At 29.7% G+C, this 25,309-nt stretch carries 25 protein-coding genes; 13 read left to right on the top strand and 12 right to left on the bottom strand.

All coding sequences use genetic code 11. The annotated features are described in order from the left end of the window. The first annotated feature begins 74 nt into the window (after positions 1–74). Positions 75–1,811, top strand: coding sequence for an ABC transporter ATP-binding protein (locus Q0776_RS00375; protein ID WP_298363456.1), 1,737 nt, complete (start codon positions 75–77; stop codon positions 1,809–1,811). Between the two features lie 52 nt (positions 1,812–1,863). Here the strand turns inward: Q0776_RS00375 and Q0776_RS00370 are convergent, their stop codons facing one another. Both Q0776_RS00370 and Q0776_RS00365 read right to left on the bottom strand, forming a co-directional pair. Next, a complete protein-coding gene (locus Q0776_RS00370; RefSeq protein WP_298363454.1) occupies positions 1,864–2,013 on the bottom strand; it encodes a hypothetical protein in 150 nt (49 codons plus the stop codon). A gap of 518 nt (positions 2,014–2,531) precedes the next feature. Beyond that, on the bottom strand, positions 2,532–2,741 hold the full coding sequence (locus Q0776_RS00365; protein ID WP_298363452.1) for a hypothetical protein: 210 nt from the start codon (positions 2,739–2,741) through the stop codon (positions 2,532–2,534). Positions 2,742–3,119: 378 nt separating this feature from the next. Between Q0776_RS00365 and leuC the strand changes: the two genes are divergently transcribed. The 5 genes from leuC (at position 3,120) to Q0776_RS00340 (ending at position 8,951) form a co-directional block, all read left to right on the top strand. Continuing rightward, positions 3,120–4,514 (top strand): 3-isopropylmalate dehydratase large subunit, encoded by a 1,395-nt coding sequence (gene leuC / locus Q0776_RS00360; RefSeq protein WP_298363450.1) that lies wholly within the window; start codon positions 3,120–3,122, stop codon positions 4,512–4,514. Between the two features lie 17 nt (positions 4,515–4,531). Further along, positions 4,532–5,128 carry a 3-isopropylmalate dehydratase small subunit gene (gene leuD / locus Q0776_RS00355; RefSeq protein ID WP_298363448.1) on the top strand — a complete coding sequence of 199 codons (597 nt, stop codon included), beginning with the start codon at positions 4,532–4,534 and terminating at the stop codon, positions 5,126–5,128. Between the two features lie 3 nt (positions 5,129–5,131). After that, the gene (locus Q0776_RS00350) at positions 5,132–6,652 is read left to right on the top strand and encodes an alpha-isopropylmalate synthase regulatory domain-containing protein (RefSeq protein ID WP_298363446.1); all 1,521 of its coding nucleotides are present in this window, start codon (positions 5,132–5,134) and stop codon (positions 6,650–6,652) included. A gap of 101 nt (positions 6,653–6,753) precedes the next feature. Further along, complete coding sequence (gene leuB / locus Q0776_RS00345) at positions 6,754–7,809, top strand: 3-isopropylmalate dehydrogenase (protein ID WP_298363443.1); 1,056 nt, start codon at positions 6,754–6,756, stop codon at positions 7,807–7,809. A 158-nt stretch (positions 7,810–7,967) separates the two neighbouring features. Continuing rightward, on the top strand, positions 7,968–8,951 hold the full coding sequence (locus Q0776_RS00340; protein WP_298363436.1) for a type IX secretion system membrane protein PorP/SprF: 984 nt from the start codon (positions 7,968–7,970) through the stop codon (positions 8,949–8,951). Between the two features lie 29 nt (positions 8,952–8,980). Here Q0776_RS00340 and Q0776_RS17780 read toward each other — a convergent pair whose 3' ends face one another. Beyond that, complete coding sequence (locus tag Q0776_RS17780) at positions 8,981–9,502, bottom strand: hypothetical protein (protein ID WP_366138490.1); 522 nt, start codon at positions 9,500–9,502, stop codon at positions 8,981–8,983. A gap of 6 nt (positions 9,503–9,508) precedes the next feature. Next, positions 9,509–10,099 (bottom strand): vWA domain-containing protein, encoded by a 591-nt coding sequence (locus tag Q0776_RS17775; RefSeq protein ID WP_366138488.1) that lies wholly within the window; start codon positions 10,097–10,099, stop codon positions 9,509–9,511. A gap of 215 nt (positions 10,100–10,314) precedes the next feature. On the opposite strand from Q0776_RS17775, the gene Q0776_RS00330 reads away from it, so the two are divergent. The 3 genes from Q0776_RS00330 to Q0776_RS00320 are packed head-to-tail and all read left to right on the top strand — an operon-like array spanning position 10,315 to position 13,757. Then, a complete protein-coding gene (locus Q0776_RS00330; RefSeq protein WP_298363434.1) occupies positions 10,315–12,501 on the top strand; it encodes a histidine kinase in 2,187 nt (728 codons plus the stop codon). Next, the gene (locus tag Q0776_RS00325; RefSeq protein ID WP_298363430.1) at positions 12,502–13,242 is read left to right on the top strand and encodes a LytTR family DNA-binding domain-containing protein; all 741 of its coding nucleotides are present in this window, start codon (positions 12,502–12,504) and stop codon (positions 13,240–13,242) included. It begins immediately after the preceding gene. A gap of 2 nt (positions 13,243–13,244) precedes the next feature. Further along, on the top strand, positions 13,245–13,757 hold the full coding sequence (locus Q0776_RS00320; protein WP_298363429.1) for a gamma carbonic anhydrase family protein: 513 nt from the start codon (positions 13,245–13,247) through the stop codon (positions 13,755–13,757). A 16-nt stretch (positions 13,758–13,773) separates the two neighbouring features. Here Q0776_RS00320 and murI read toward each other — a convergent pair whose 3' ends face one another. The 8 genes from murI to Q0776_RS00280 form a co-directional block, all read right to left on the bottom strand. Then, on the bottom strand, positions 13,774–14,562 hold the full coding sequence (gene murI, locus Q0776_RS00315; RefSeq protein WP_298363422.1) for a glutamate racemase: 789 nt from the start codon (positions 14,560–14,562) through the stop codon (positions 13,774–13,776). 77 nt (positions 14,563–14,639) lie between these two features. Beyond that, the gene (locus tag Q0776_RS00310; RefSeq protein ID WP_298363420.1) at positions 14,640–15,140 is read right to left on the bottom strand and encodes an OmpH family outer membrane protein; all 501 of its coding nucleotides are present in this window, start codon (positions 15,138–15,140) and stop codon (positions 14,640–14,642) included. A 19-nt stretch (positions 15,141–15,159) separates the two neighbouring features. Next, positions 15,160–15,957: an OmpH family outer membrane protein gene (locus Q0776_RS00305; RefSeq protein ID WP_298363418.1), complete on the bottom strand. Its 798-nt coding sequence runs from the start codon at positions 15,955–15,957 to the stop codon at positions 15,160–15,162. Between the two features lie 67 nt (positions 15,958–16,024). Continuing rightward, a complete protein-coding gene (bamA, locus tag Q0776_RS00300; protein WP_298363416.1) occupies positions 16,025–18,601 on the bottom strand; it encodes an outer membrane protein assembly factor BamA in 2,577 nt (858 codons plus the stop codon). Continuing rightward, positions 18,594–19,349: an isoprenyl transferase gene (locus Q0776_RS00295; protein ID WP_298363414.1), complete on the bottom strand. Its 756-nt coding sequence runs from the start codon at positions 19,347–19,349 to the stop codon at positions 18,594–18,596. The genes bamA and Q0776_RS00295 overlap by 8 nt, the downstream gene beginning before the upstream one ends. Further along, complete coding sequence (locus Q0776_RS00290) at positions 19,349–20,029, bottom strand: DUF6089 family protein (RefSeq protein ID WP_298363413.1); 681 nt, start codon at positions 20,027–20,029, stop codon at positions 19,349–19,351. The genes Q0776_RS00295 and Q0776_RS00290 overlap by 1 nt, the downstream gene beginning before the upstream one ends. Before the next feature lie 130 nt (positions 20,030–20,159). Beyond that, positions 20,160–21,041, bottom strand: a complete 882-nt coding sequence (locus Q0776_RS00285; RefSeq protein ID WP_298363410.1) for an NAD kinase — start codon at positions 21,039–21,041, stop codon at positions 20,160–20,162. Positions 21,042–21,043: 2 nt separating this feature from the next. Further along, a complete protein-coding gene (locus tag Q0776_RS00280) occupies positions 21,044–21,703 on the bottom strand; it encodes a CBS domain-containing protein (protein WP_298363409.1) in 660 nt (219 codons plus the stop codon). A 99-nt stretch (positions 21,704–21,802) separates the two neighbouring features. Between Q0776_RS00280 and Q0776_RS00275 the strand changes: the two genes are divergently transcribed. The 4 genes from Q0776_RS00275 (at position 21,803) to tig (ending at position 25,121) form a co-directional block, all read left to right on the top strand. After that, complete coding sequence (locus tag Q0776_RS00275) at positions 21,803–22,528, top strand: pyridoxine 5'-phosphate synthase (RefSeq protein WP_298363408.1); 726 nt, start codon at positions 21,803–21,805, stop codon at positions 22,526–22,528. Between the two features lie 8 nt (positions 22,529–22,536). Continuing rightward, positions 22,537–23,298 (top strand): alpha/beta fold hydrolase, encoded by a 762-nt coding sequence (locus Q0776_RS00270; protein ID WP_298363407.1) that lies wholly within the window; start codon positions 22,537–22,539, stop codon positions 23,296–23,298. Positions 23,299–23,352: 54 nt separating this feature from the next. Further along, on the top strand, positions 23,353–23,709 hold the full coding sequence (locus Q0776_RS00265; protein WP_298363405.1) for a phage holin family protein: 357 nt from the start codon (positions 23,353–23,355) through the stop codon (positions 23,707–23,709). Between the two features lie 89 nt (positions 23,710–23,798). Beyond that, positions 23,799–25,121: a trigger factor gene (gene tig, locus Q0776_RS00260; RefSeq protein ID WP_298363402.1), complete on the top strand. Its 1,323-nt coding sequence runs from the start codon at positions 23,799–23,801 to the stop codon at positions 25,119–25,121. The last annotated feature ends 188 nt before the right edge of the window (positions 25,122–25,309 follow it).

The following is a 25,309-nucleotide window of genomic DNA, read 5'->3' as shown; positions in this document are numbered from 1 at the left end:
TGTAAAAAAGTTTTTATGTTTATTTAATTGACTTTTGTAATTAAATGGCGTAGTTTTCGTCCATATATTACATTATGAGTAAAACAAAAGTTTCATTTTGGTGGGCATTTAAGGAATTTATTTGGCCGAGAAAAAAAATCATTTTTATAGGGTTAGTTTTAATAATGGCAAAAAGCTTATCTAGTTTAGTATTGCCCTATGCTAGTAAAAATTTAATTGATGATGTAATTCCATCAAAAGATACAAATTCATTAATTACACTTTTAATAATTGTTTGTTCAGCAATTATAATTCAGGCCGTCACATCTTTTTCATTAACACGTTTATTAAGTGTAGAGGCACAACATTTAATTTCTTTGTTAAGAGCGAAAGTGCAAAGAAAATTACTGACTTTACCAATAAGTTTTTTTGATAATAATAAGTCAGGAGCTCTCGTTTCTAGAGTCATGACAGATGTTGAAGGAGTAAGGAATTTAGTAGGGACAGGTTTAGTTCAATTAGTTGGAGGAACAATTACAGCTATTATATCTTTAGTTATTTTAATAAAAATCAACGCTTTAATGACGCTTTTTGTTTTGGTCCCTGTGGCGATATTTGCTATAATTGCATTAAAAGCTTTTGGATATATACGTCCAATTTTTAGAGCACGTGGAAAAATTAATGCTGAGGTAACAGGGAGATTAACCGAAACCTTAAATGGTGTTAGAGTAATTAAAGGATTTAACGCCGAAGAATTAGAAAACAAAACATTTGAGAAAGGTGTTGAAAAATTGTTTTTGAACGTGAAGAAAAGTTTAACAGCAACTGCTTTAATGACCAGTTCTTCTACTTTTTTATTAGGATTGGCATCTGCAGGTATTATGGGTATTGGGGGCTATTTTATAATGAAAAACACTATGACTTATGGTGAATTTGTTTCATTTACACTGTTTTTGGGTTTTATGATTGCACCAATTGTACAAATGAGCAATATTGGGAGTCAGCTTACTGAAGCAATGGCTGGCTTAGATAGAACTCAGGAGCTTATGAATATGACAGAAGAGGATAACCCTGAAGTTAGAACGGTAAAACTTAATGAAATTACAGGTGAAATTCGTTTTGAAAATGTAACGTTTAGTTATGAAAAAGGTAAAGAGGTTTTACATAATATTTCGTTTATAGCACCAAAAGGTAGTGTAACAGCTTTGGTTGGTTCATCGGGTTCTGGAAAATCTACCATTGCTGGTTTGGCAGCTTCATTTTTAAACCCTTCTGAAGGAAAAGTATTTGTTGATGGAATAGATTTGGGGACTATAAATTTAAGTAGTTTTAGAAGTAGGTTAGGAGTTGTTTTACAAGATGATTTTTTATATGAAGGTACAATTAGAGAAAATATTTTATTTGCAAGGCCGGATGCATCGGATAAAGATCTGTTAGCCGCTGCTGAAGGAGCTTATGTTAAAGAGTTTACAGATAGATTTGAAAAAGGGCTAAATACGGTAATTGGTGAAAGAGGAGTGAAATTATCAGGCGGGCAACGACAAAGAATATCGATAGCTCGAGCTATTTTGGCAGATCCGAAAATAATAATTTTAGATGAGGCTACTTCAAATTTAGATAATGAAAGTGAAACTTTTATTCAAAAAAGTTTACATGAGCTAATGAAAAATAGAACAACATTTGTTATTGCTCATAGATTAAGTACTATTCAACAAGCAGATCAAATATTAGTTATTGAAGATGGAAATATTGTTGAAAAAGGTAAGCATCAAGAATTATTAGCAAAAAAAGGCCGCTACTTCGATTTATATACCTATCAAAGTAGAATTTAAAAAAATAATAAATAAAAAACTTCTCATTTCGAAAAGTTATTATATGCATAAATTACGAAGTATAATTTTTTAAAAAATCATTAAAAGGCATTGGCTGCAACTTTCTAGATTCGTAATGTGCTACATATGTTTTGTAATTTTTCAAAGCAAATTCTTTAATAAATGTAGATGATTTATTTTCATCCTTTTTAATTGTCTCCATTTAGTAAAAAATCAATATTAGATGTTAATAATTTTGTAAGCTATAAAAATAATAAAGTTTTTTTAAAAATGCAATAGCAATTTCTTATGTCCATTTTGGCTCAAAGTTTAACCAATTTCTAAATATTTTTTATATCATTTAGGTAAACATCTTCCTGAGCATGTTCCAGTTAGACCATTGCACTTTCTTCCTTCGTCGGCTCCACATAGTCCCCAAGATTTGCAAAAACATTTAGATTTTTTCATTTCAATCTCCATGTTGCGATTAAAAATTTTGTGAGTTATCTTTAGTTTGCTAGCAGTTTCAAATATGTTGGTATAACCTTCTTTTACTTCCTGTAATTCTTTAGAAAACTTAGTACTCTCACTTAAATAGAGAGTTATTCTTATTTTCTGTTTGTCCTTTCCAAATAATGTATAAAGTATATTTCCTAATTCATCTGCGTCAATACCATTTTCTATAGGTGTTGTTATGCCATTAGAAAATTCAAGTTTAGCAAGGTTGACATTGTTAATAATTTACCGAACTGACCCTAAAGGTTTTTCATAATCATCAATTATTAATAACGATGTACAGTTAATTTCTTTTTGTGTTACATGTATTTTACATGATTCAAAAAAGTTGAGGTTTAATGATTTATTTTTTTTGGGAGTTAAGGCTAAAGTATGTGCAGTTTTTAAACTTGAGTTGTTGAAAAGCTCATTTTGTAATACATGTAGTGATTTCATAATTTGATGTTTTTTAGTTTTGTAATCTTTAGGGGTTTCAATATTGAATTTTTGCAGGAGTAAATCAAATATATGTAAAATAATGTGTAAGAGCAAGTTACGGGGGTAGTTGACTTAGATGTTATTAGTTTTATATATTTAATTATTGGTATTGATAAGGTTGGAATAGTTAGGTATGTTTAAAAATTGCTTTATTTTTTTAACTTTTTTAATTAAAGTGTAAATAATTTCACAAAAACATTTAAATCTTATAATAATTAAGGAGTTTCTGATATTTAATTCCAAAAAATGCTCATTATTTTGTAAATTTGCCAATTCAAAAATAAGAGCCAATTAAATGGCTCTTATTAGTATAGATAAAAATTTAGATTAAAAAATATGAGTTCTACATTATTCGACAAAGTTTGGGATTCACATGTTGTTCGTAAAATTAAAGACGGACCAGATGTGTTTTTTATTGATAGACATTTAATTCATGAAGTTACAAGTCCTGTAGCTTTTTTAGGATTAAAAGAAAGAAACAATTCAGTATTATTTCCGGGTCGTACATTTGCTACAGCCGATCATAATACCCCAACAATTAACCAACATTTACCTGTTGAAGATCCGTTATCAGCTAATCAATTAAAGGCCTTGGAAGAAAATTCTGCAGAATGGGGAATATCTCATTGGGGATTAGGTCACCAAAATAATGGTATTGTTCACGTTGTAGGACCAGAAAATGGAATTACATTGCCTGGAGCAACAATTGTTTGTGGAGATTCACATACTTCTACACACGGTGCTTTTGGTGCTATTGCTTTTGGTATTGGTACTTCTGAAGTTGAAATGGTGTTAACTTCACAATGTATTATGCAACCAAAACCTAAGAAAATGCGTATTAACATTACGGGTGAACTTGGTTTAGGTGTTACTCCAAAAGATGTTGCATTATTTATTATTTCTAAATTAACTACATCTGGTGCTACTGGATATTTTGTTGAATACGCTGGAGATGTATTTAAACAAATGTCTATGGAAGGTCGTATGACAGTTTGTAATTTAAGTATTGAAATGGGTGCTCGTGGAGGTATTATTGCTCCTGATGAGAAAACATTTGAGTATGTAAAAGGTCGTCCGTTAGCTCCAAAAGGTGCAGACTGGGATAAAGCAATGGCGTACTGGGAAACTCTTACAACAGATGAAGATGCAGTATTTGATAAAGAGCTAACTTTTAGTGCTACCGATATTGAACCTATGATTACTTACGGAACAAATCCGGGTATGGGAACAGGTATTTCAAACAATATTCCAAGTGCTAATCAGGTTGAAGGTGGAGAATCTACTTACAAAAAGTCTTTAGACTATATGGGCTTTGCAGAAGGTGAAGCAATGATTGGTAAACACGTAGATTACGTATTTATTGGAAGTTGTACCAATGGTAGAATTGAAGATTTTAGAGCATTTGCATCTATTGTAAAAGGAAGAAAAAAAGCAGATAATATTACAGCTTGGTTAGTACCAGGTTCACATATTGTTGAAGCAAAAATAAAAGAAGAAGGATTACTTGATATTTTCCACGAAGCTGGATTTGTATTGCGTGAGCCAGGTTGTTCAGCTTGTTTAGCAATGAACGATGATAAAGTTCCTGCAGGTAAAGTTGCAGTTAGTACTTCAAACAGAAACTTTGAAGGACGTCAAGGACCAGGATCTAAAACATTATTAGCAAGTCCACTAGTTGCTGCTGCTACAGCTGTAACTGGAGTTGTAACTGATCCAAGAACACTTTTATAATCTTAAAACTAAACAAAATGGCTTACGATAAATTCGAAATATTAAAAAGTTCTGCGGTTCCATTACCAATTGAAAACGTAGATACAGATCAAATAATACCGGCTCGTTTCTTAAAAGCAACAGAGCGTAAAGGTTTTGGAGATAACTTATTTAGAGATTGGAGATACAATCCAGATAATACTCCAAAAGAACAATTTGTTTTAAACAATCCAATTTACTCTGGTAAAATATTAGTTGGAGGTAAAAACTTCGGTTCAGGTTCATCAAGGGAGCACGCAGCTTGGGCAGTGTACGATTACGGATTTCGATGTGTGGTTTCTAGTTTCTTCGCAGATATTTTTAGAGGAAACTGTTTAAATATTGGTGTATTACCTGTTCAGGTAAGTGCTGAATTTTTAGATAAAATTTTTAAAGCAATTGAAGCTGATCCAAATACCGAAATTGAAATTGACTTACCAAAACAAACAATAACTTTATTGGTTTCTGGAGAGCAAGAATCATTTGAAATTAATGAGTATAAAAAAGAAAATATGTTAAATGGTTTTGATGATATTGACTATTTAACTAAAATGAAAGACGAAATAAAAGAGTTTGCCGATAAAAGACCTTTCTAAAAAATGGCTAAAAGAAAAATTGAAATAATGGATACTACACTTCGTGATGGTGAACAAACCTCCGGAGTATCATTTCCTTCAGCAGAAAAATTAACCATAGCAAAATTGTTACTGGAAGAGTTAAATGTTGATAGAATTGAAGTAGCATCTGCAAGAGTTTCAGAAGGAGAATTTCAGGCAGTTAAAGCCATTACAAAATGGGCGAGTGAACATGGTTATATAGATAGAGTTGAAATGTTAACTTTTGTTGATGGGGGAAAATCCATTGATTGGATGCATAAAGCTGGTGCAAAAGTTCAAAATTTGTTAACCAAAGGATCTCTAAATCATTTAACTCATCAATTAAAAAAAACTCCTGAACAACATTTTTCTGAAATAAAACATGTTGTTGAATTAGCTCAAAGTGCAGGAATTAAAACCAATGTTTATTTAGAGGATTGGAGTAATGGAATGCATAATTCACCAGAATACGTTTTTCAATTTTTAGATTTTTTAAATACTCTTTCTTTGGAAAGAATTTTATTGCCAGATACTTTAGGTGTTTTAACACATAATGAAACGTTTGACTATTTTTCGCAAATAACGGCTAAATATCCAAATACACATTTCGATTTTCACGCACACAACGATTACGATTTAAGTGTAGCCAATGTTATGGAATCTATAAGAGCTGGTGCTCACGGATTGCATTTAACAGTAAATGGAATGGGTGAACGTGCTGGTAACGCACCAATGGCAAGTGTTGTGGCAGTTATTAATGATTTCTTTAAAGATGAGATTGAAATTCAAGTAAAAGAAACTTCATTATACTCGGTAAGTAAAATTATTGAAACTTTTTCTGGAGTTAGAATCCCGTCTAATAAACCTGTTGTTGGTGATAATGTTTTTACGCAAACGGCTGGAATTCACGCAGATGGTGATAATAAAAAGAATCTTTATTTCAACAATTTAATGCCCGAACGTTTCGGTAGAAAGCGTAAATATGCTTTAGGTAAAACATCAGGTAAAGCAAATATTGAGAAAAACTTACAAGAACTTGGCTTAGAATTAGATCAGGTTGATTTGTTAAAAGTTACCGAGCGAATTATTGAACTTGGAGATAAAAAAGAATTAGTTACAAAAGAAGATTTGCCATACATTATTTCTGATGTGTTGGATAGCAATTTATATGAAGAACGAATTACTGTAGAATCTTATGTATTAACACATTCAAAAGGATTAAAACCATCAACAACTGTTGCTGTTAAAATTGATGGTGTAAAGTACGAAGAACACGCACAAGGCGATGGACAATTTGATGCTTTTATGAATGCATTAAGAAAATTGTACAAAAAGAAAAAAATGACTATGCCTAGTTTGGTAGATTATGCGGTTCGGATTCCTCCTGGAAGTACTTCTGCTGCACTTTGCGAAACTATAATTACTTGGCAAAGTAAAACTAATAAATTTATAACGCGTGGTTTAGATTGCGATCAAACTGTATCGGCAATTAAGGCAACTCAAAAAATGTTAAATATTAGATAATGCTTTTAGTCTTTTGCTATTAGCATTAATACAAATTAAATTAATATAAATTATAGCTGTTTATTTGTAAATTACCAATAAACAGCCAAAAGCTTAAAAAAATGAAATTAAATATAGCACTTTTAGCTGGAGATGGAATTGGACCAGAAGTGATAGATCAAGCTGTAAAAGTTTGTGACGTAATTGCAACTAAATTTAATCATGAAATTAGCTGGAAACCAGCTTTAACGGGTGCTGCAGCAATTGATGCAGTTGGAGAGCCTTACCCAGATGAAACACACGAAATTTGTAAAAATTCTGATGCAGTATTATTTGGAGCAATTGGTCACCCTCGTTTTGATAATGATCCTTCTGCAAAAGTTCGTCCAGAGCAAGGGTTGTTAAAAATGCGTAAAGCATTAGGATTATTTGCAAACGTTCGTCCAACATTTACTTTTCCTTCATTATTAGATAAATCTCCTTTAAAAAGAGAGCGTATTGAAGGTACCGATCTTGTTTTCTTAAGAGAATTAACTGGTGGAATTTATTTTGGTGAAAAAGGTAGAAGAGACGGAGGAGAAACTGCTTTTGATAACTGTGTTTACACAAGAGAAGAAGTACAACGTTTAGCTAAAAAAGGTTTTGAATTAGCAATGACACGTTCTAAAAGATTATGTTGCGTGGACAAAGCAAATGTATTAGAAACTTCTCGTTTATGGAGAGAAACCGTACAAGCAATGGAAAAAGATTACCCAGAAGTTGAGGTTTCTTATGAATTTGTTGATGCTGTTGCAATGCGCTTAGTTCAATGGCCAAATAGTTACGATGTTTTAATTACTGAAAATTTATTTGGTGATATTTTAACAGATGAAGCTTCTGTAATTTCTGGATCTATGGGATTAATGCCGTCAGCTTCTTTAGGATCTGATATTGGTTTATTTGAACCAATTCACGGTTCTTACCCACAAGCAACAGGTAAAAATATTGCAAATCCAATGGCAACGGTTTTATCTGCGGCAATGATGTTTGAAAACTTTGGATTACATGAAGAAGGAAAAGCAATTAGAGCAGCAGTTAACAAAGCCTTAAATGAAGGTGTTGTTACTGAAGATTTAGCTGATGGAGGTAAAGCTTATGGAACTAGTGAAGTAGGAGATTGGTTAGCCGCAAACGTATAATCAACTTAAAATATTATTTTAAAAGCCATTTTCTTAATTGAAAATGGCTTTTTTTTATTTTACTTTTATTGAAGTATTAAGTCGAAAATATATTAATAATATTTTCAATTGGTAAAATAAGAAACAATTATAGTATATTTGGTTGGTTAATTATTCACATGAAAAAATTCATTGTTTTTCTTTGTTTTTTAAGTGTTTCAGTATTTACAGATGCACAAGAAACACTACCTATCTATTCCGATTATTTATCGGATAATGTACATTTGATACATCCATCTGCTGCAGGTTTTAGAGATTGTAATAAAATTAGATTAACAGCTCGAAATCAATGGAGCGGAGTTGAAGATGCACCCTCTTTGCAAACAATTAATTACCACGCAAAATTTGGTGAAAAAGCAGGCCTTGGAGTAATTATTTTTAATGATAAAAATGGATATCATAGCAGACAAGGAATTCAAGGTACTTATGCTTATCATTTAGACTTAGGAAGGTTTGAAGAATATAGGCAACTTTCATTTGGTATTGGTATGATGATGGTTAATAATAAATTAGATGAATCATCTTTTGAAATACCAGATCCCGTTATTTCTCAAATTGTTCAAAGTTCGAGTTACTTTAATGCCGATTTTAGTATGGCTTATCATCATATGGATTTTTTCGGATACTTTACAGTAAAGAATTTAATGCTTACAGCTAGAAATTTGTATAACAAAGATTACGAATCATTAAATCTAAGACGCTATTTACTATCACTAGGATATTATTTTGATTATTATAGTAATGGTTCAACAGTAGAATTAGAGCCATCAATTATGGTTCAATATATTGAAAGAACAGGTGAAAAATTTGTCGATTTAAATTTTAAAGTTTATAAAGAATTGGATAATGCTAAATTGTGGGCAGCCTTTTCTTTTAGAAGAGGATTTGATAACGAAAGCGGACAACAACTTAGTTATTTAACACCCATTTTAGGTGTTAATTTTGAGAAATATATGTTTTCCTATACATATACTAAACAAACGGGTGAAATTTTATTTGATGATGCAAGTTATCATCAAATTACTTTAGGAATTAATTTTAATTGTTTTAGTCCAAGAAGATTTTGGAATGAAAGAGGTGGTAAAACCAATAGGATGTTTTAACTAGTTACCTCTTTCAATACCATAGTTTTTTAATTATTCCAACTGTAATTCTTTTTTAATGCTTGTTTTTTTATTGCAGAAATCAATGCATTTTCTAAATTGTTAGCATTCCTATTTTTTAATTTTTCTTTAGCCACATATTGATTTCTTAATTTATTTAATTCCTGTATTTTTTGTTGAATATAAGTTCGTTCTTTTTGTTTTGTTTCAACATACTTTTTTAATTCAGAAGTAGATTTATTCTGAAGTTGTTTTGGTAAATTTTGTTTGTTTAACTTGGTATAATCTACTTTTTTTTCTTTTACAGCATCAACTAAATCCCAACTCGAATTTTTGTACATTCTACTACTTTTGCTAATCGCTCTTTTCACAACGACTTCTTCATTTAATTCTTCGGATTTAGAATCTTGAGTGTATTGTAATTTATGTTTATTCTTACCTTCAGATCCATAGCTAATATAAGTTTTGTTTAATTTATTATTTAATTCAATAATAACTTTATCATATGGAGTTTTAATATGAACAATTTCCCTATTGTGATCAATTGTCATATACTCTCAATTTGTTAAATGTGCTCCCTCTTGCCATTTTCCGGAAATACCATTTTCATAATTTCCACAGAAAATTGTGTTTACAGTAACATCTTTTTCATTTGCTAAAGAAGCGGCTTCTTTGTAACTTAGTTTTCTTTGAGTAAAAGGTTCGTTTCCTGCAATAAATATTAGTTTTAAATCATTTTTATTGTTTCCCCATTCTAAATATTTTAAAGAATTTTGAATAACAGCACCGCAATATTCACTTCCTCCGTTAGTGTTTAAAGCGAATAACTTTTCTGAAATTACATCTAAGTCGCTGCTAAAATTTAGAACTTGCCTAATAAATCCATCAGCTTTTTCCAAACCATCATTTCCATACTCATATAAAGCAATTTGTAAATCGGGTTGATCGGTTCCACATTTTGCATAAGAAAGTTCGTTTACAATTTCCCAAAGTTGTGTTTTTGCTTGGTTAATAAGTCCGTCCATACTATTACTAGTATCTAATAATAATGCTACTTTAATTTGTTGTTTTGCTTTTGGATTATTAGCATTACAATCAAATGTTGAGATAGTTAGTGTGATGATTAATAATTTTAAAAGCGTTTTCATAATATACAGGTTTAAATTCAAGGTAAAAGTAGGTTCAACTTTTTTCTTGAAAAACTAAGAATGAGCAACTATAATTTATAAGTGAGTAATTGATACCTTTTAATGAGTGAAAGAGTATTTTAGGGTGTTTAAATACCCGTTTTTGAGTGTTTTTAGACTAATAGCGTTTTATTTAATGCTTTAAAGTATGTAGTTTTACAAAACAATTTTATAGAATGAAAATAAAATCGATTTTAGTATTATTTTTAATTTTAGTGATTGCGCAATTGCATGCGCAGGAGAAAACTAATAAATATTCGTCGGTAAATTATTATTCCGATTTTGTTGCAGACGAAAGCGGAAATCGTTTAAAAGATATTGAGGTTAGGGTACAAGGGTCTAACATTGTTTCTATAACAAATGTTCATGGTGAGTTTAAAATTAAAGCAGCTATTGGTGATGTTATTGAATTAAGAAAAGATGGATTTCTTATTAATAGTTATGTTTATGATGGAAGTTCGGAATATAAAATTGAAGATAATTCTAACAGGTACATTTCAAAAACAAGTAAAGAACCAGAAAATGATTTTTTAATTCAGTTAGATTCTGCGCAGTTTTATAAAAAAAGAGATCCGTTTAAAAGTATTGAGTTTATAGAGAATGCGTTGAAATCTCAAACTTCAAAAAGAGGAAATTCAATAAATATTGCAAATGCATACGAAGTTTTAGGTGATGTTTATGTTAATTTAAAACAATATGATTTAGCGGTTAGTAATTATAAAACTTCACTTAGCAGCAAAAGTGATACATCGGTAAAATTAAAATTAGCAAAAGCATTAAATTTTGAAGGTGGCTTTAACGAAAGTAACACAATTTTAAATTCAATTTTAAATAAAAAGAAGACTTCTTTACAAAAAATTGAAGTGTACGAAACAATTGGAGATAATTACTTAAACCTGAAAGATTATGTAAATTCAGAAACTAATTTTAACCAAGCGTTAACCTTTGCAAAAGCTAATAATTACACTGAAAAAGTAACAATATTAAATTCTAAATTAGCAGAGGTTTCTACATTACAAGGTAAAGTTTCTGAAGCAAATGTGTATTTAAATAATACTATTGAAGTTTCAAAAAAGACTACTTTAAATAAACGCGCAGCAATTACAAATTCAGTTGCAAATCAATACAGGGATCAGCAAAATTTTGATAAGGAAATTGAATTAAAAAAACAGACACTTCAAGATTTAGAAGCTGCTAAATTGAATAAAGTTGATACTGAATTAAACGATGAAGAAGAAATTTCTGTACAACAACTAAATTTAGATATTGGTAATGCTTATGCTAAAAAGAAATCGTTTACAAATGCAATTAATTATTTAGAAAAGAGTAAAAATGATGCAGCTAAAGCTTCAGATATTGAAACAAAAAAAGAAGCTGTTGAACAACTTTCAGAAATTTATAAAAATGTTGGTGATTATAAAAAGGCGTTGAGCAACTATCAAGAGTATGTGAGTTTGGTTGATATTTTATATAAAAAGAAAGAAAAAGAAATTGAAGATGCAGTAATTATTAATAAAATGCTTGTTAAAAAACAAAACAGGATTAATAGTTTAGAAAAAGATAGAGAGTTATATGAAAGTCAGAATAAATTATACGAGAGTGAACAACAAATAACCATAGAAAACTATAAACGCCAACGTTTAATTATTTACTCATTAATTGGTGGTTTATTATTGTTGTTGGCTGCAGTTTATTTTATGTATAAAAGTAATAAACAACGCAGATTAGCCAATAATTTATTAGCTTTAAAATCCTTGCGGAGCCAAATGAATCCTCACTTTATTTTTAATGCACTAAATTCAGTAAATAGTTTTATTGCACAAAACGATGAACGAACGGCGAATAGATATTTAACCGATTTTTCAACATTAATGCGTAATGTTTTAAATAATTCTGAAGAAGATTTTATACCACTTTCAAAAGAAATAGAATTGTTAGAATTGTATTTAAAATTAGAGCATTCACGTTTTAAAGATAAGTTTGATTATAAGGTTGAGATTGATGATAACCTAAAAGTTAGTGAGTATCAAATTCCGCCAATGTTATTACAACCTTATATTGAAAATGCTGTATGGCACGGATTGCGTTATAAAGAGGAAAAAGGATTTTTAAAAGTTGCTTTTTTTCAAAAAAATGAAGAAAGTATTTGTATAGAAATTTCAGATGATGGAATTGGACGAAAAAAATCTAAAAAATTAAAAACTGCAAATCAGCAAAAACAACAATCTAAAGGAATGGCAAATATTAAAAAAAGAGTAGCTATTTTAAACGAAATGTATAGCGATAAAGTGGATGTTTTTATTGAAGATTTGTATTCAAATAACACTGGAACAAAAGTGGTGTTAACACTAAAAAAAGATTAAATGGAATTGAAAGCTATAATTGTTGAAGATGAAAAAACAAGTAGAGAAATACTTAAAAATTATATTTCAAAATATTGTCCGCAAGTAACCATTTTAGGGGAAGCGGAAAATATTGAAAAGGCGTTGATTTTAATTAAAAGTAACCAGCTAGATTTGGTTTTTTTAGATGTGGAAATGCCTTATGGTAATGCATTTGATTTGCTAGAAAAAGTTGGTAGCCATACATTTGAAACTATTTTTGTTACTGCATACAATCAATATGCAATTGAAGCTTTAAATAAACACGCATCGTATTATTTGCTAAAACCTATTTCAATAGATGAACTTATAAAGGCAGTTGACTATGTTGTAGAGATAAAAGCTAAAGAAAACGATATGCAAAACATGGTTTTAATACCAAAAACCAATTCCGAAAACAAAAAAATTACCATTCCAACACAAGATGGATTTGAGGTTATAGAAATTAAGCATATTTTGTATTGTAAGGCCGATGATAATTACACGCATATTTTTTTGCAAAATGAACATAAAAAATTGGTAAGTAAAACCCTTAAATATTTTGAAGAAATTTTAAAAGAAAGTAGCTTTGCACGTATCCACAAATCCTATTTAATAAACATAAATTATGTTACAAATTATAAAAAAGGAAAGGGTGGAAGCGTAACACTTACAAATGGTAAAGAGCTATCTGTTTCTTCATCCAAAAAAGGAGAATTATTAGCTTTTTTTAAAAACAAATAAAGATGATTATAAAAGAATTAAATGGGGTTAAGCCTAAATTTGGAGATGATTGCTTTTTAGCAGAAAATTGTGTAATTATTGGTCAGGTTGAAATGGGTAAGCAATGTAGTATTTGGTATAATGCCGTAATTAGAGGAGATGTACACTACATAAAAATGGGCGATAAAGTAAATGTACAAGATGGTGCTGTTATCCATGCTACATACCAAAAATATCCAACTAATATAGGAAATAATGTTTCAATAGGCCATAATGCAATGGTGCATGGATGTACAATTCAAGACAATGTTTTAATTGGAATGGGATCAATTGTTATGGACGATTGCATTGTTGAAAGCAACTCAATTATTGCGGCTGGAGCTGTTGTTACAAAAGGTACTCATGTGGAATCTGGAGCTATTTATGCAGGTGTTCCAGCCAAAAAAGTTAAAGATATTAGTCAGGAATTAATTTCAGGTGAAATTGATAGAATTGCTAATAATTATGTAAAATATTCGGGTTGGTATAAAGAGTAAACTACACTAAGCTATCCTAAAAATGTAGTTCAGTAACTATATAATTTGTAGGTGTGTTTTTTAAAATATTTTGCAATACTGTTTTATTAGAATTAATATATAATTGGTGTTGAATAGTATCTTGAGGAAAAGATATTAAGTTGTTTTTTTCTAAAACAGCTTTAGTTTGTTTTGCAACAGCTTCTCCAGAGTCAATAATTTTCACATCTTCACCAATTAGGCTTTTTATTTGCGGAATTAAATAAGGGTAATGTGTACAACCCAAAACCAAATGGTCAATATTAAAGTTTAGCATAGGTTTTAAATACTTGTTAAGTAAGGTCTTTAGTTCTACTGAATTTAATTTACCTTCTTCAATTAATTTAACTAAACCATCTCCGTCTTGTTCTATTGTAGTAATATTTTTTGAATATTCATTAGCTGTTTTTTCAAACAATTTGCTCGAAAGGGTTCCTTTTGTAGCTAAAATTCCTATTGCTCCTGTTTTACTTTGTAGTGCTGCAGGTTTTATGGCGGGTTCTATTCCAATAAAAGGTACAGTATATTTGTTTCGTAAATAATCAATGGCATTTGTTGTAGCTGTATTACAAGCAACAATAATTATTTTACAACCTTTAGATAACAAATATTCAGTGTTTTTTACAGATAATTGTATTATTTCTTCGATTGATTTTTTACCATAAGGAGCATTTTTTGAATCGGCTAAATAAATAGTTTTTTCATTTGGTAAAAGTTTAATAACTTCTTTCCAAATTGAAGTGCCTCCAATACCAGAATCGAAAAGTCCAATAGGTTTATTATTCACGTTTTTTAATTTTTGAAAACTTTTAAATGTAAAAAAAATCCCGCTATTGCGGGATTTTTTTTATAAGAATTGTATTTTTATTGAATACCTAACTTCGTTTTTACAGAAGGTAGTAAATCTGTACCATTTGCAACAATAATACTTGATGCATCTAATACATAAGTGAAACCTTGTTCTTTAGCAACATCTTCAATTGCTTTTCTAGCTTTTTCTAAAATAGGTTTTAATTTTTCATCTCTTTTTTTTCTGATATCTTCTTGAGCAATTTGAGATGATTGATATAATTTTTGTTGATCTTGTTGAACCTCAACTTGTCTTTGTTGATTTACTTCATCTGTTTGAGACGCCACTTCAGCTTCATATTTTTTTAATTTTGCTGCAAGTTTATCATTTTCTGCTTTTAATTCAGTTTCATAAGTTTTACTTAATTTTTCTAAATCAGCATTTAATGCTTTTGTTTCTGGCATAAGGCTTAATAGTAAATCAGTACTTATGTGTCCTACTTTAGTTTGGGCTTGAATAGAGTTAAACCCTAAAGTAACTATGGCAATTAATAATAATGTTCTAAACTGTTTCATTTTATTCGTGTTATTTAAATTAATTATTCGTGTTTTTTTCTTCTTTTGCTTTTTTAGCGTCTTCTATATCTTGTATTCTTTTTAAACGTTTTGCTTCGATAGCTTTTTTGAGCTCCTCTCGTTTTTTAAGTTGTGCAGCTCTTTGTTCTTCAATTTTCTTCTGTAATTGAGCTTTTTTTGTAGCTCTTTCATCTAATTTTTTTGTAACCTCTTTAGATTCTTGGTTATCGGTATTGTTATTTACAATATCCGGGCCAATTTCTTTTCCTTTTTGTTTTTCTTTAACTTTTTCAACTTTTTTAGTTTGGCTAATACTCTTAATAACTAGTTCGCTAATATCGTATTGTTTGTTGGTATACAGCATAACTAAATCTGTAGATTTATCTAAAACAAAATCATATTTTCTTTTAACCGCTATGTCTTGAATTGCATTGTAAACTAAATCTTGAATCGGCTGAACCAATTGTTGTCTTAATAAAAATAAATCTCCATTAACTCCAAAATACGAATCTTGTAATTTTTTTATTTCTAAAGTTTTAATTTGAATATCTTCTTCTTTATCTAAAATTAATTCATTTGTCATTAAAGCTCTTTCAATATTTAATTCAGATTTTAAATCATCAATTTCTTTTTGTTGTTTTTCAATCTTTTTTTGCCAATTTAAAGCTTTTGAATTAATTTGAGATTGAGCTTCATTGTATTCGGGCAAGTTTTCCAAAATATATTCCATATCAATATAGCCAATTCTTTGTGAGCGTTGTGCAATTGATGAAATACCAACAATTAAAAACGTTAATAAGAAAACTTTTTTTATCATAACTAATATGTATTTAGAAAAAATCGTGCCAATTTAAATATTCATTTACAAATATAACAGATTTACTTTAGAATTGTTGCCCAATTATAAAGTGAGTTTGCCATCCCGATTTCGTGGTTTCGCCAGGTAAAGGATCAAACCCGTGAGCAAAGTCTATACCCAATAATCCAAAGGCGGGCATAAATATTCTTAAACCTAGTCCGGCAGATCTTTTCATTTTAAAGGGATTAAAATTACTAAAACCATCATAAGAGTTTCCAGCTTCTAAAAATCCTAACGCATATATTGAGGCAGAAGGTTTCAAAGTAATTGGGTAACGAAGTTCCATTTGAAATTTATTATAAATTGTTCCTCCAGCAATTGATGAAAGTCTTCCGTTTTCGTAACCTCTTAAAGCAATGGTTTCTCTACCATCTAATTGAAATTGTGCCATACCATCTCCACCTACAAAGAAACGCTCAAATGGTGAGTCACCTAATTTTTTATTATAATGCCCTAAAAATCCAAATTCAGCATTTGACATTAGTACCACTTTATTTGATAAAGAAGTATACCATTTCCCTTTAAAACTTGCTTTATAATACTCTAACCATCTATATTTATCTTGATCTTCAATATTTTCGTAATCCTTATCATTAAATAATGAGTATGGGAAGGTAACCTTTGCTCCAATACTAAAATCAGATCCCGATTTTGGAAAAATTGGATTTGGTCCGGCTGAACTTCTTCCTAAAGTTATGTTGTATGCCAAGTTATTTGATTCTCCAGTTGAGAATGAAAATGTAGATATCGGATAATTTTTTAAATCGTATAATTGGTAACTTATGCTTTGTGAAAGCGTAAAGTAGTTGTCTGGCCATTTTAAACGTTGTCCTAATCCTATGGAAGCACCTACAATATTTAATCGTTGACTTTTATCTACGTTGTTTGTATAATAGTCGTATCTAAATTGTTTAGAATTATAAACAGAAAACGAAAGTGATCTTGGTTTTTTACCTCCTAACCAAGGCTCGGTAAATGAAAAACTTGAGGTTGTATAATATCTACTTTTTTGTAATCTTAAAGAAAGTGTTTGCCCATCTCCCATTGGAAGAGGTTTGTATGCTTTTTTATTAAAAATATTTCTTGTTGAAAAGTTATTGAAGCTTAAACCAAGTGTTCCAATAAAGGATCCTCCACCATATCCACCTTGTAATTCAATTTGACTTGATCCTTTTTCAGCAACGGTGTAATCAATATCAACAGTTTTATCTGTGTGATTAGGTTTAATATCAGGTGTTATTGCTTCTGCATCGAAAAATCCTAATTGACCAATTTCACGAATTGTTCTAATAATATCAGCTTTACTATATAAATATCCAGGTTTGGTAGCAATTTCACGAAATACAACGTGGTCATTCGTTCGGTCGTTACCGTTTACTGTTACTTTTCTAATTTTTGTTTGTTGATCTTCATAAATTCTTATTTCAACATCTATAGAATCGTTGTTAACTCTTGTTTCAACTGGTAAAACTCGAGAAAATAAATATCCGTTGTTTTGATAAACAGTAGCAATATCTTCAGAATCGGGAGAGCCATCACCTGTAACTCTTTCTTTTAATACCTTACCATTATAAGTGTCTCCTTTTTCTATTCTTAATACACGTTGTAATTGTTCATCGGTATATTTACTGTTTCCAATAAATTTTATGTCGCCAAAAAGGTATTTTTTACCTTCTTCTACTTTTAGGTTTAAATTTAATGTGTTGTCATCATTCCACGTTAATGAGTGATCAACTATTTGGGCATCTCTATGTCCTTTTTCACTGTAGGCATCAATAATACTTTCTAAATCTTCTTTAAAATCAGCTTCAATATATTTAGAGCCTTTCCAAAAACGCCCAGGCATTTTCTTTTTAGTGTTTTTCATTGCTTTTCGCAATTTTTTGCCACTAAAGGCATCATTTCCTTCAAAAGTTATATTTTTAATTTTCACTTTATTCCCCTTGTCAATATGAACAAACATATCAACAGCATTTACTTCGGAAGTATCTTTTTTGGTGTCTAGGGTTACTTTGGTTTTAAGGAATCCTTTTTCTTGATATTTCTTTTTAATATAGTTGCTTGTAGTTACAACTAGGTTATCGGTAACCATTGCTCCTTTTTTTAACTCAGCATCTTTTTGAAGTTCTTTAGCTTTGCTTTCTTTAACACCTGTAATTTTTATGTTATTAAGTTGAGGAAGTTCTTCAACATCAAATTCCAAATATATAACTGGCCCATCAATTTTAGCTACATATACTTCAACGTTACTAAATTGCTTTGTCTCATATAATTTTTTAATGGCACTTGTTAGTTTGTCTCCAGGGATTTTAATTTCCTGACCAACTTTTAAACCACTAAAAACTTTTACGGTTTGTTCCTCAAACTTTTTTAGACCTTTAACGGTCATTCCTCCTAATTCATAAGAACTTTCTTTAACAAAAACAGACTTTAAATTGGTAGGAACAATTGTGTCTTGTTTAACCTCAATAGAGTCTTGCTTAACTTCAGTATCTTCAATGTCAACATTTTTTTTATTATTTTCTTGTTTTTCCTGCGCTTTTAACGAGTTAGCACTAAAAATAATAGCAAAAAGTAAAAGGGCTATTCTAAATTTATTCATTTATTTTTTCAATTTGTTCACTGGTTTTTCCAAACCGTCTTTCTCTATTTTGATATTCTAAAATTGCATTAAACAGATTTTCTTTTTTAAAATCGGGCCAAAGAGTATCTGTAAAATACATTTCGGCATATGCAATTTGCCATAATAAAAAATTGCTGATTCTCTTTTCGCCACTAGTGCGAATTAAATAATCAACATCAGGCAAAGAAAACGTATATAAATGATTATTAATAATATTTTCGTTAATTTCTTCTATGGCTAGATCATTATTAACAACTTTTTTTGATATATTTCTGATAACATTAACAATTTCATCTCTCGACCCGTAACTTAAAGCTAAAGTGAGGTTTAAAGCGGTGTTGTTTTTTGTTTTTTCAATAACTTCAATCAGTTCTTTTTGGACACTTTTAGGTAAGTCGTTTAGATTTCCTATGGTTCGAAGTTTTATATTGTTTTTTTGAAGTGTTTTAAGTTCTTTCTTTAAGGAAGAAACTAATAAAGACATTAGTGTTTTAACTTCTAATTTTGGTCGGTTCCAGTTTTCCGTTGAAAAGGCATATAGAGTTAAATATTTAATTCCAAGTTCGCCGCAACTTTCTATTGCTTCACGAACAGAGTTTACGCCATTTTTATGACCATAAACTCTTGGTTTATTTTTAAGCTTTGCCCATCTGCCATTACCGTCCATAATTATGGCAATATGCTGCGGAATTTTGTTTTTTAGTATTTGAGCTTTTAAAATATCCATTAATAAGGTGTTGCGTAACAAGGAGGTCTGCCAAATGAATAAACTAAGGACAGACCGCTAAAAACATACCAATCATTACTTGAAGGGTTTCCAAAATTTAATGAAGGTATATCTTGGTTATTATTATCAATATCATCAACAAAAGTATAACGAGCTCTAACTTCAATTGCGAAAGCAAAATCACCAAATAACAATGATTTGTAACCAACTCCAAAAGGTATTGCATACGAAGTTTTCGATTCGTACTTATAGTTAGATGGATCTGTGCCATCAACAATTGTACTGTAATTAAATGCTGCTAACTCTACAAGAATATAGGGAGTTCTAGTTTTTCTAAAATCATCAAGGTTGTATTCGAAGTAATTGAACTCCATTCCAATAGCTAATTCCTTTAAATTGTTTTTAAAACTTATTCCTCTTGAAAAACGATAATTGTTAGATGAATCGGTATCATCGGCCTCTAATTGTGTTAGGGTAAATGTTCCTCTAAGAGATATTCTTGGATTTAAGTTCCATTTATAAATAACACCTCCCATAAGGCTATTTGGGTTAATGTAAGTTTCGGAACCAACATCGCCAATGTAATTACTACCACCAACAATAATTCCAATTTCATTAATTTGAGAATGGGAAGTTGTTGTTAAACAGATAAATGCGATAAAAAAAAATATTTTTTTCATATATAAAATAGCGTGCAAATATAATTAATTCTATTTGCTTTTAGAAGTTAATCAAAGTCTTTTTTGATAAACTGTTTTTACGCAAAATTATTGTAATAATTAAATGCTATTACAGTGATTAAAAAAAGTATTAGTTTCTGGTGTCTTGACCCCAAAGTAATTTTTCTCTAAGTGTTTTCAGAAAGGTTTGTTCGTTAAATTGAACCATTTTTAAATTAAAATCGGCTTTACTTACAGTGATTTCTGTATGGTTATTTATTGTGGTAATTCGAGAATCTAAAGACAAGAAAAACTTATTTTCTCTACCACTAACGGTAAATTTAATATTGGTGTTATCCGGTATTACTAATGGTCGAGCATTTAAATTATGAGGAGCAATTGGGGTAAGCACAAAACTTTTTGCTTGTGGAGTAATAATTGGACCGCCGCAGCTTAATGAATACCCAGTAGATCCTGTTGGAGTTGAAATTATTAATCCGTCCGACCAATATGAATTTAAAAATTCATCATCTAAATATGTTCGAATGGTAATCATTGAGGCAGTATTTTTTCTACTTACCGATACTTCGTTTAGCGCAAAATTAAGAGAGGCTAAGCTTTCAATTTTAGGAGAAGTGCTAACACTTAATAAAGTACGTTCTTTAATTTTGTATTCTTTTTTTAGTAGTAATTCAACGGCATTTAAAATGTTTTCCTTTTGAATTGTAGCTAAAAAACCAAGTCTCCCAGCGTTAATACCTACAATTGGAATGTTTGAGGCTCTAATATAAGTAACAGCTCTTAAAATTGTACCATCACCTCCAATTGTAAACATGAAATCGAAAGAATTATCTAACTCTTCATACGATTTAAATGTGCTGTAATTAAGGTGATTAATGTTCTTTTTAAGTTCTAAATAATAATTATGCTCAACAAAAACCTCAATGTTATTTTTATTTAAAACTTCAAATAATTCAATAATATATGGTTTGTCAACACTTTTGTAAAATTGTGAGTAAACGGCAACTCTCATTCTTATATGTTTAGGTATTTTTGTAAGTATTCCGAACGTTCTTTTAAATCTTCTAAATAAAAATCTTCTTCGTGATTAGATAAAATAGTATAGTCATATCTTCTAAAAGATTGAATAATTTCGTTAACATCTTGAGAGGTAAATTTAAGTGTTATTTTTAAAGTGCTTGTTCCAATTTCGGAAGTAAATAAACCTAAAATTTTACCATTATTTGTTTCTACAATTTGACATACCTGGCTAAAAGAAAACTCGCTAATTTCTTTTTCAAGTAATAATACAATTCCTTCCTCATTTAAATATGGAGTTTCGTTTAATACGTGTAAAATATCGATTAAATTAAAATAGCCAATATATTGTTTTTTTTCGTCTATAACAGGAACTAGACTTGTTTCGTTCGATGCGAAAATCTTTATTAGATCTAATAAATTGTTGCTTTCTTCTGTGTAAAAAAGTTGAAATAAGTATTGAAAGTAACCAATTTCTTTGTTTTCCTCGTCGATTGATTGAATATCAGTTTCTGAAATTAATCCAATTAATACATTGTTTTGAATTATTGGAAAATGTGAATACTCATTCTCATTAAAAAGAGATTTCACTTCAGAAACTTTTGTTTCCAAAGAAAGAGGTTTAAATTCTTTTAATATGTATGAGGTTAAATCCATTAGTTTTCTATTATAGTACAAATTAATCAAAAATAAAACCAAAAACATATTCTTAGTTCGTAAATTTGCGCACTCAATTAAATAAATAACAATTTAGTTATGACAAAATTAAGCGTAAATGTAAATAAAATTGCGACTTTAAGAAACTCTAGAGGAGCCGATTTTCCTAATGTTGTGAAAGTGTCTTCTGATATTCAGGAGTTTGGAGCCGAAGGAATTACAATTCATCCAAGACCAGATGAGCGTCATATAAGATATCAAGATGCTTATGATTTAAAAAAAATAGTTACTACAGAGTTTAATATAGAAGGTAATCCAATTCAGAAATTTATGGATTTGGTGTTAGATGTTTGTCCAACTCAAGTTACTTTAGTGCCCGATGGAATTAATGCAGTTACTTCTAATGCTGGTTGGGATACTATCACCAACCAAACATTTTTACAAGAGGTTATTTCTGAATTTAAATCTAAAGGTATACGAACTTCAATATTTGTTGATCCAGATTTAAAAATGATTGAAGCTGCCGCAACCACAGGTGCAGATAGAATTGAATTATATACCGAAGATTACGCAACGCAATATTCATTAGGGAACAAAGAAGCTATTAAACCATATGCAAAGGGAGCTGTTTTAGCCGGTGAATTGGGTTTAGGAATAAATGCTGGTCACGATTTAAGTTTAGATAATATTCAGTTTTTTGCTGAAAATATCCCTAACTTATTAGAGGTTTCAATTGGCCATGCTTTAATTGCAGAATCACTTTATCTAGGTTTAGAAAATGTAATAAACATGTATAAATACAAGTTGAAAATTATAAAATCGTAATTGAAAAAATGATACTACATTCAACTATTAAAGGAGAAGGAAGTCCTTTGGTTATATTACATGGTTATTTTGGTATGAGTGATAATTGGAAATCGTTAGCAAATAAGTTTAGTGAAAGATTTGAGGTGCATATTTTAGATCAACGAAATCATGGTCGAAGTTTTCATTCCGATGATTTTGATTATGAGTTAATGGTGGATGATTTATTTAATTATATAAATTATCACAATTTAGAAAAAGTTAATTTATTAGGACATTCTATGGGAGGTAAGGTTGCAATGCTTTTTGCAGTAACATATCCTGAAATGGTTAACAAATTAATAGTTGCAGATATAAGCCCAAAGTATTATAAACCACATCACGAATATATATTAGCAGCTTTGAATGCTGTAAATTTTGACATCCAAGACACCAGAAAAAAAGTTGAAGATATTTTAAAGGTGTATATTAAGGAACCTGGAATATTGCAGTTTTTGCTTAAAAATGTATATAGAAAAACAAAAAATCAATTAGCATTTAGGTTTAATCTTCAAAGTTTAACGGATAATAATTCGGAAGTTGGTGAGGCCTTACCATCATTTACTAACTTTGATGGTGAAACCTTGTTTTTAAAAGGTGAAAACTCTAATTATATTACAAATGAAGACGAAGGTTTAATTGAAGCTCATTTTTCAAATGCTAAAATTATAACTGTCAAAAATGCAGGACATTGGCTACATGCCGAGAATCCTGCACAGTTTTTTACTGAAGTTGTCACTTTTTTAAGCTGATTTTAGAATTGGCACAATTATAGTTAAATTTATAGCTCATATAAATTTTATACTATGAAAATTATTTTAAAAATTTTATTAACGGCAATTGCAGTAGTGGTATTAGCCGAATTTTTACCAGGAATTACACTTGCCGAAGGTTATAAAAGTGCACTAATAGTAGCCGTTGTATTAGGCTTATTAAGAGTTACAGTAAAACCGCTTCTTATATTTTTTACATTACCTGCTACAATAGTAACATTAGGATTATTTTTACTTGTTATTAATGCAGTAATAATAATGTTGGCGGGTTATTTTGTTACTGGTTTTACAGTTTCTGGATTTTGGGTAGCATTGCTATTTAGTTTACTGTTATCCTTGTTTCAATCTATTTTGTATTCATTTTTAAAAGAAAAGAAAGAAAATAGTTGAAATTGAACATGTTAAATGTTTGTAAGGTGTTTAAAAAAGTAGTACTTTTGCACCCAATTTTTAATGATTTAAGATAAAAACAACATAAAATGAATATTACAAAAGAAAATGTTGATGCATTAAATGCAGTTGTAAAGGTTGAAATTTCTTCTGCTGATTACCAAGAAAAGGTAGAGAATATTTTACAAGATTACCGTAAAAAAGCCGATATCCCAGGTTTTAGAAAAGGTTTTGTTCCAATGGGAATGATAAAGAAACAATATGGGAAATCAATAATGATTGATGAGGTTAACAAATTATTGCAAGAATCATTAAACAATTATTTAGTTGAGGAGAAATTGGATATTTTAGGAAATCCATTACCTAGAATGCAAGATGATTTTTCTTGGGAGACTGAGGATTATTCTTTCGAATTTGAATTAGGTTTAGCTCCAGAGTTTGAAGTAAACTTAGATGCTAAAAAGAAGATTACGCAATATAATATTGTAGCAGATAAAGAATTATTAGATAAAGAAGTTGCAAATATTCAAAAACGTTTTGGTAAAATTGTACCAAAAGAAGTAGTTGAAGAAGGTGTAAATATTGCTGGTTCTTTTGCAAATGAAGAAAAAGGAATTGATAAAAAATCTACAATTGAGTTAGTTTCTATTAAAGGAAAAGTAAATCAAAAGAAATTTATTGGAGCAAAAGTTGGAGATGTAATTGAGTTAAAATCAAAAGGTCTTTTTGATGATGATCACAAACTAATGGGAGCTTTAGGTGTAAGTCATGATGAAATTCACGATTTAGACATTCCATTAACATTTACTGTTGAAGAAATTAACGTTACAGAACTTGCTGAAGTAAATCAAGAATTATTCGATAAAGTTTTTGGTCCAGATGTTGTAAAATCTGAAGAAGAATTAAGAGAGAAAATAAAAGAAGATGCTGAAAAGCAATTTCAAACTCAAGCAGATCAGCAATTATTAAATGCCGTTACTGAGTATTTGGTTGAAAATACAAAATTTGACTTACCTGCTGATTTCTTAAAAAAATGGTTAGCTGTTGCAGGTGAAAATCCATTAACACCTGAGCAAGCTGCAGAAGAATTTGAAAAATCAGAAAAAGGTTTACGTTACCAATTAATTGAAGGGAAAGTATTAAAGGATAACGATATTAAACTTGACTTTGAAGAATTGAAAGACTTTACTAAAGGTTTTGTAAAAGCTCAAATGGCACAATACGGACAATTAAATCCAGAAGAAAAAGAATTGGATGATATTGTACAACGTGTATTAAGTAATCAAGATGAAGCTAAACGTTTACAAGAGCAGTTAATTAGTCAAAAATTATTAGCTTTTTATAAAGAGAAAATTACTTTTAAAGTTAAAGAAATGAACTACGAAGATTTTGTAAAAGAAGTTTACAAATAGGATTCATAATCATATATTAAAAAGCCTCTGCAATTTGCAGGGGCTTTTTTGTTATTAAAAAAAATCAAAATAATCAATTTTACTTAGTATTGTAATTGAATTTAACTGTTAAACTTCTTTAATGTTAAATATTTCAAGAGAAATTAGTGACCTTTTTTTTAAAAAGTGTCTAAAGAAATGATGTTGAA

The organism is uncultured Lutibacter sp., assembly GCF_947495725.1.
Taxonomy (GTDB): domain Bacteria; phylum Bacteroidota; class Bacteroidia; order Flavobacteriales; family Flavobacteriaceae; genus Lutibacter.
The sequence above is the reverse complement of the archived record's forward strand: the minus strand, read 5'-3'. Positions and strand labels throughout refer to the sequence as shown.

Bases quoted from the DNA above. Each gene is read 5' to 3' on its own strand.
- Q0776_RS00375 (WP_298363456.1), top strand. From the start codon at position 75: ATGAGTAAAACAAAAGTTTCATTTTGGTGGGCATTTAAGGAATTTATT.
- Q0776_RS00370 (WP_298363454.1), bottom strand. From the start codon at position 2,013: ATGGAGACAATTAAAAAGGATGAAAATAAATCATCTACATTTATTAAA.
- Q0776_RS00365 (WP_298363452.1), bottom strand. From the start codon at position 2,741: ATGAAATCACTACATGTATTACAAAATGAGCTTTTCAACAACTCAAGT.
- leuC (WP_298363450.1), top strand. From the start codon at position 3,120: ATGAGTTCTACATTATTCGACAAAGTTTGGGATTCACATGTTGTTCGT.
- leuD (WP_298363448.1), top strand. From the start codon at position 4,532: ATGGCTTACGATAAATTCGAAATATTAAAAAGTTCTGCGGTTCCATTA.
- Q0776_RS00350 (WP_298363446.1), top strand. From the start codon at position 5,132: ATGGCTAAAAGAAAAATTGAAATAATGGATACTACACTTCGTGATGGT.
- leuB (WP_298363443.1), top strand. From the start codon at position 6,754: ATGAAATTAAATATAGCACTTTTAGCTGGAGATGGAATTGGACCAGAA.
- Q0776_RS00340 (WP_298363436.1), top strand. From the start codon at position 7,968: ATGAAAAAATTCATTGTTTTTCTTTGTTTTTTAAGTGTTTCAGTATTT.
- Q0776_RS17780 (WP_366138490.1), bottom strand. From the start codon at position 9,502: ATGACAATTGATCACAATAGGGAAATTGTTCATATTAAAACTCCATAT.
- Q0776_RS17775 (WP_366138488.1), bottom strand. From the start codon at position 10,099: ATGAAAACGCTTTTAAAATTATTAATCATCACACTAACTATCTCAACA.
- Q0776_RS00330 (WP_298363434.1), top strand. From the start codon at position 10,315: ATGAAAATAAAATCGATTTTAGTATTATTTTTAATTTTAGTGATTGCG.
- Q0776_RS00325 (WP_298363430.1), top strand. From the start codon at position 12,502: ATGGAATTGAAAGCTATAATTGTTGAAGATGAAAAAACAAGTAGAGAA.
- Q0776_RS00320 (WP_298363429.1), top strand. From the start codon at position 13,245: ATGATTATAAAAGAATTAAATGGGGTTAAGCCTAAATTTGGAGATGAT.
- Q0776_RS00310 (WP_298363420.1), bottom strand. From the start codon at position 15,140: ATGAAACAGTTTAGAACATTATTATTAATTGCCATAGTTACTTTAGGG.
- Q0776_RS00305 (WP_298363418.1), bottom strand. From the start codon at position 15,957: ATGATAAAAAAAGTTTTCTTATTAACGTTTTTAATTGTTGGTATTTCA.
- bamA (WP_298363416.1), bottom strand. From the start codon at position 18,601: ATGAATAAATTTAGAATAGCCCTTTTACTTTTTGCTATTATTTTTAGT.
- Q0776_RS00295 (WP_298363414.1), bottom strand. From the start codon at position 19,349: ATGGATATTTTAAAAGCTCAAATACTAAAAAACAAAATTCCGCAGCAT.
- Q0776_RS00290 (WP_298363413.1), bottom strand. From the start codon at position 20,029: ATGAAAAAAATATTTTTTTTTATCGCATTTATCTGTTTAACAACAACT.
- Q0776_RS00285 (WP_298363410.1), bottom strand. From the start codon at position 21,041: ATGAGAGTTGCCGTTTACTCACAATTTTACAAAAGTGTTGACAAACCA.
- Q0776_RS00280 (WP_298363409.1), bottom strand. From the start codon at position 21,703: ATGGATTTAACCTCATACATATTAAAAGAATTTAAACCTCTTTCTTTG.
- Q0776_RS00275 (WP_298363408.1), top strand. From the start codon at position 21,803: ATGACAAAATTAAGCGTAAATGTAAATAAAATTGCGACTTTAAGAAAC.
- Q0776_RS00270 (WP_298363407.1), top strand. From the start codon at position 22,537: ATGATACTACATTCAACTATTAAAGGAGAAGGAAGTCCTTTGGTTATA.
- Q0776_RS00265 (WP_298363405.1), top strand. From the start codon at position 23,353: ATGAAAATTATTTTAAAAATTTTATTAACGGCAATTGCAGTAGTGGTA.
- tig (WP_298363402.1), top strand. From the start codon at position 23,799: ATGAATATTACAAAAGAAAATGTTGATGCATTAAATGCAGTTGTAAAG.